Raw genomic sequence first — 5,637 nt, 5'->3', positions numbered from 1 at the left:
AATGGCGAAGCTATAAATGCCTTTTCTAAGCGTAATATTATAGCAAATCCTAATTGTTCAACAATTCAACTGGTCTTAGCTTTAAAACCTCTCCATGATGCTGCAATCATTAAACGTGTTGTTGTCTCTACATATCAATCGGTTTCTGGAGCTGGTAAAGCAGGGATGGACGAACTTTTCGAACAATCACGCGCAGTTTTTGTTGCTGACCCAATTACATCAAAAAAATTCACTAAACGCATTGCCTTTAATGTCATTCCTCATATCGATGTTTTCATGGAAGATGGTTATACAAAAGAAGAATGGAAAATGACGGTTGAGACGAAGAAAATTCTCGATCCGAAAATTAAATTAACAGCCACTGCTGTTCGGGTCCCTGTCTTTATCGGTCATGCTGAAGCCGTCCATGTTGAATTTGAAAAACCACTAAGCGCATCTGAAGCACAAGCGCTCCTCCGCGATGCACCAGGCTGTCAGCTTATCGATAAACACGAAGATGGTGGTTATACCACACCTTATGAAGGTACCGGAGAAGATGATACCTTTATTAGCCGTGTTCGTGAAGATATCACCGTTGAAAATGGTTTAGCTTTCTGGGTTGTCGCCGATAATTTAAGAAAAGGAGCAGCATTGAATGCCGTTCAAATTGCTGAATTGCTCATTTCTCGTAATTTGATAAAGCCTAAGTCCGCAAATTAACGCCCTGTCCGAAAGGACAAAGAACCCCTAGCCGGTCTGTCAAAAGTCCGGCTTCTCTTCAGTATAACCTTCCCCAGCTGAAGGTTCATATCACCATCCTAAAGAACTGTAATCCAAGGTATTGTCAAATTTGACTCGGAATATCCTTGAATGCCTCGCCACCTTAAGTTAAGCATTGCCGCCTTAATGACATTTTACGGTACAATAGGATCAGCAGCATAAGCATTGTTTGCTTCATGCTGCTGATCCTTTTTGTCATTCCGGTTGTAAAATTAACTTTACCCTTATCGAGCAGGATAGGTCACGACACGGTAACGCGTTTCATTACGTTCAAAATTTTTGTAATTGACATTATCAGGAAAGGAGGGATTATAAGCACTCACGTGCTTTACAGAAACGCCTTGTGCTTTTTGCGACGGATTTAAAATTGTTCGTTCATCCCTTTTTTTAACACCTGTAGAATCGATAATCATATCTGTTCTGTATAGTTTTTGCATATTTTTCCGTGTTTTTTGAATCGCCGGAAGAGCTTTAAAGTCGGAAACAGCCTGTTTTACTTTTTCTTTTGGCGATTTTACCATGGATTTTGATTTTGCTGGCATCTTTTTAAAAGCAATGGTAGGAACACCGTTAACATTGACGTAACGTGCAGATGCCCAACCAACTTTTCCATGATAACCAAGAGAACACCAAGTTTTATTGGATAGGCAGCCATAAATTTGCACTTTTGCTCCCATTGGAACCATTGCGATAACTTTATAAGCTGTCGCAGGGCCTGTGCGTAAAGATACCTGACCTGATGCAACACGAGCAACTGTTCCTGTAATGGTTCCAGCTTGTGCGTGAAAAGCAGTCACAGCCACCCCTGACGCTCCTAAAGCCCATAAAGTCATCATTGTTGATAAAAATTTCTTTCTTAACATTATTTTTCTTCCTCTCTTAAAACGTATGAAGGGCAAAAATTCGCCGTTGCAAAAATTTGCCGCGTTTAAATCCAATGATCAGCAACCTTTATTCCCCCCAAAAACCCACAACATTGCAACAAAATTTCTCTTTATCGCCTACACGAACACGGCCTTTTGATCTTGATTGCACAGTATGTTCTTCATGAATTTACGGCTAAAGCATCATCTGATTGTCCAGTTCTTCAACCAATTGTCCCTTACAGAAGTTTTTAAAGGGGCATTGGTTCCCTCAACAAATGATTGCAATAAAAGAATTAATTATTTGAATTTCAGAGAATTTCTATGAACAAATGATGATCAGCCCCCAAAACAACTAAAATAGAAGGAAAAATAATACTCTTTTAAAAATAAAAGTGATTGAATATTCTCTAAAGCTTGTATAACTTTAAATCTGCCTAAAAAGATACAGAGTATATTGAAACTTCCCTCAAAAAATTTCTCGAAAAAGAAAGTTAAAAGCATATGACATTAAAAAATTTTTCTCGTAGTCGGATTATAGGATTATTCCTCTCTCTCTTTGCACTTTTTTTGTCTACTGCTTTTTCCATGGCCGCAGACAAAACAAAAATCAAACTTGGTATTATGGAAGGGCGGGATGCGATTATTTGGAAAACAGCTGCTGAACAGGCTAAAAAAGCCGGTTTAGATATTGAACTCGTTTATTTTTCTGATTACGCTTTGCCTAATGATGCTGTTAACGCAGGAGAGATCGATGCGAATGCTTTTCAGCACGCCCCTTATCTTAATGAACAAATGAAACAACGTGGCTATAAACTTTCAATTGTCGGCTATACATTTATTGCTCCAATCGGTGTTTACTCACACAAAATAAAAGACTTAAAAGATCTTCGTGATGGTGCACATGTTGGTATTCCGAACGACCCATCTAATGGTGGAAGAGCCTTACTTCTTCTTAATTCTTTAGGTCTCATTAAGTTAAAAGATCCTCATAATATTCTTGCATCTCCACTTGATATTATCGAAAATCCTAAAAACCTGCAAATTCGTGAGCTCGATGCCGGTATGTTAGGACGAGCTATTGACGATTTTGACCTTGCAATTATAAACACAAACTGGGCTATTGTTTCCGGATTAAACTTCGAAAAAGATGTAGTCGCATGGGAGAGCGCAAAAAATAATCCTTATGATAATATCATCGTTGTACGCACGAGCGAAAAAGATGAACCATGGGTTAAAAAATTAGTTGCCGCTTACAACAACGATCTTATCCGTGCAAAAATCAAAGAGATTTTTGGCAATACCGCCCAAACATCTTGGTAATTGTGCCAAATATCTGAATAACTGTGCCAAATATCCGAGTAATTGTGCCAAATATCCGAGTAATTGTGAATGGAAAAACCTACTCTTATCTCCTTAAAAAACATCAGCCGTTGTTTTAACAAAACGGCTGGTGTTCCGGTGATTAATAATCTCTCTTTAAATATCCATGCTGGTGAAATCCTTGGCATTATTGGGCGCAGTGGAGCAGGAAAATCAACACTTATTCGCTGTTTAAATGGGTTAGAGAAGATTGATGCAGGGTCCATTTTTTTTGAAGGTGTTGATATTTCTAATCTATCAGAGATAGAATGGGCGCCTTACCGTCAACGAATTGGGATGATTTTTCAACATTTCAATCTTCTCTCATCGCAGAATATTCTTGATAACATTGCATTGCCACTTAAATTAAGTGGTGTAAGTAAAAAACAACGCCACAAACGTGCCCTTGAACTGATTGAATTGGTTGGGTTATCTGGGAAAGAATATTGCTATCCGGCACAATTGTCTGGGGGACAAAAACAACGCGTTGGCATTGCTCGTGCGCTCGCTGCTAATCCTAAAATATTGTTATCAGATGAAGCCACTTCTGCTCTTGACCCTGAAACAACACAATCTATTCTAGAGCTCCTTGCTGATATTAATAAACACCTCAATCTCACGATTGTGCTCATCACCCATGAAATGGAAGTTGTGCGCACCATAGCGCATCGCGTTGTTGTTCTTAATCAGGGAAACATTGTAGAAGAAGGACGTGTGAAAGACATCTTTACATCACCGCAAGACGATACAACCATAGCCATGCTCAAGCTTGTAACCCCGCAACTTCCTGAAAAATTTGCGAAAAATCTCAAACCAATCGGACGAGAAGCTGTCATTGAAATTAATATTGCCGGTGAAATTGCCCAGCAGCCTTTTCTTCATCTTCTAGAAAATGAGAGTGGTTTAAAAGCACGTATTTTGCATGGTGGCATTGATACAGTTCAAGATGAAACCATCGGGAGACTCTTCTTGGCTCTTCCTGGAGAAGATAAAGAAGCTTTAGAAAAAGCTGTTCAATGGTTAACGAAAAAAGGACGATATTGTGAGGTCTTAGGCTATGTTTAATGTTCTGTCTCATGAACTTCCCCAAGCTGTTATTGATACAATATTGATGACACTTAGTGCTTCTGTTATGGCATTTATTATAGGGCTTCCCCTTGGTCTTCTTCTTCACACAACAGCACGCGGAGGGATTTTTTCCTCATCTCTCATCAATCGCCCTTTAAGCATGATCATTGACAGTATTCGTGCCATTCCCTTTATCATTCTTGCATTTTATCTTCTTCCCGTTACGCGTATCGTTGTAGGAAGAGGGATAGGAATGCCTGCTGTAATTTTTATACTGACCATTTCAGCTATCCCTTTTTATGCACGCATGGCGGAACTCTCTTTTAAAACCGTTGAAAACGGTCTCATTGAAGCGATCCGCTCGATGGGTGCAAGTCGTCTTCAAATTATCAGACATGTTCTTATTCCTGAAGCTCTCCCTAGCCTGATTACAGGTTTTACAGTCATGGTCATTTCTCTTATAGGAGCCACCTCACTTGCTGGATATCTTGGTGGAGGCGGTTTAGGGGATATGGCAATCCGCTATGGCTACCAACGCTACAATACCTTCATCATGACCATCGTCATCATCCTTTTGATCGTGCTTAATATTACAACCCAATGGACTTCTGATAAAATCGTACAAAAACTTGATAAAACAAAACATTAAAAGACTTAGAATTTCACATGCCAATACCATCATCCCCTTTGCCACTTTCCAAGTGCACCAACCCTTGCCTATCGAAAACACTCATAAGAGATTAGAAACTTTTTTCTTAAACAGTTTTTATCTCTCCCCATCCGTTTGTAACATGAAAGAAAATAGTTTTAATGGCTTTAATATAAAAGAATATAAAAGGGGATAAAATAAGAGATCTCACAGTATGTGAGACTCTCTTTAAATTAAGACATTGACCACAACCTCTCCAAACCGTAGATAACACATTGAATTTATAATGATAATATGGCGTTATTCATATTGAACGAGAACTCTGAATACCGTAAGATCCTCTCATTCCCAATTTGTTCCATATAGAATCAACCAAAACCTCTCGCTTGCACGTTACAAGCAGGAAGAGCCGTGTGAGTAAAAACATACAAGAAAGGAAGGCATGCCTCTTATGAATTATCTCAAGCGCCAAGACCTGTCTTAACATTGGCGGCTAGCATATAATATGATGGTGCCAGCTTTCTTCTTCACAAGCATAAAGATAGGGGTGCTCAATGGCTTTATCGTTATACTATTCACAGGCGCCATTGCGAAATGGGCGTGACGAACGTTGAGAGATGTTGCTTTAAAATAAGCCCGTGAATTGGCAACGCAAGTATATTCCATTTGAAGCGTTCTGTTTTACGTGATGGGTATGATCCCATTAAAGAACGCTATAAACAAAAGCGTGAAGCAATGCACTATCTTCATTAGGAAACTCCTCTTCAAAACGATCTAGGAAAGATAGCAACCTGCTATGGCTATCAACGCTATGATAGCTCCACCATATCTATTATCCTATAGATTATTCTCAATATCATCATTGAAGAAACTTCTAATAGAATTGTATAAAAATTTTATAAAATAAAGCACTCAAATAATCTAGATATTGGAAGG

5 protein-coding genes and 1 pseudogene are annotated in these 5,637 nt (G+C 38.9%); 5 read left to right on the top strand and 1 reads right to left on the bottom strand.

Going from position 1 to position 5,637, the window contains the following annotated elements:
* A partial coding sequence (locus ACFIL8_RS05485) for an aspartate-semialdehyde dehydrogenase (protein WP_375689077.1) occupies nt 1–699 on the top strand: 699 nt, incomplete at its 5' end.
* Between the two features lie 284 nt (nt 700–983).
* Here ACFIL8_RS05485 and ACFIL8_RS05480 read toward each other — a convergent pair.
* A complete protein-coding gene (locus ACFIL8_RS05480; RefSeq protein ID WP_375613640.1) occupies nt 984–1,622 on the bottom strand; it encodes an SH3 domain-containing protein in 639 nt (212 codons plus the stop codon).
* Nucleotides 1,623–2,126: 504 nt separating this feature from the next.
* Here ACFIL8_RS05480 and ACFIL8_RS05475 point away from each other — a divergent pair.
* The 4 genes and pseudogenes from ACFIL8_RS05475 to ACFIL8_RS05460 form a co-directional block, all read left to right on the top strand.
* Complete coding sequence (locus tag ACFIL8_RS05475; RefSeq protein ID WP_375613641.1) at nt 2,127–2,945, top strand: MetQ/NlpA family ABC transporter substrate-binding protein; 819 nt, start codon at nt 2,127–2,129, stop codon at nt 2,943–2,945.
* A gap of 69 nt (nt 2,946–3,014) precedes the next feature.
* Nucleotides 3,015–4,049, top strand: coding sequence for a methionine ABC transporter ATP-binding protein (locus ACFIL8_RS05470; protein ID WP_375612288.1), 1,035 nt, complete (start codon nt 3,015–3,017; stop codon nt 4,047–4,049).
* Entirely contained in the window at nt 4,042–4,701 is a 660-nt protein-coding gene (locus ACFIL8_RS05465) for a methionine ABC transporter permease (RefSeq protein ID WP_375609233.1), read from the top strand. Before ACFIL8_RS05470 ends, ACFIL8_RS05465 begins: the two co-directional genes overlap by 8 nt.
* Before the next feature lie 451 nt (nt 4,702–5,152).
* Nucleotides 5,153–5,451: pseudogene (locus tag ACFIL8_RS05460) on the top strand (integrase); the annotation flags it as partial.
* Between the last annotated feature and the right edge of the window lie 186 nt (nt 5,452–5,637).

Source organism: Bartonella sp. AP57NXGY (assembly GCF_042195805.1).
In the GTDB taxonomy this organism is placed as follows: Bacteria; Pseudomonadota; Alphaproteobacteria; order Rhizobiales; family Rhizobiaceae; genus Bartonella.
This window is presented reverse-complemented; position numbering and strand designations above follow the sequence as displayed.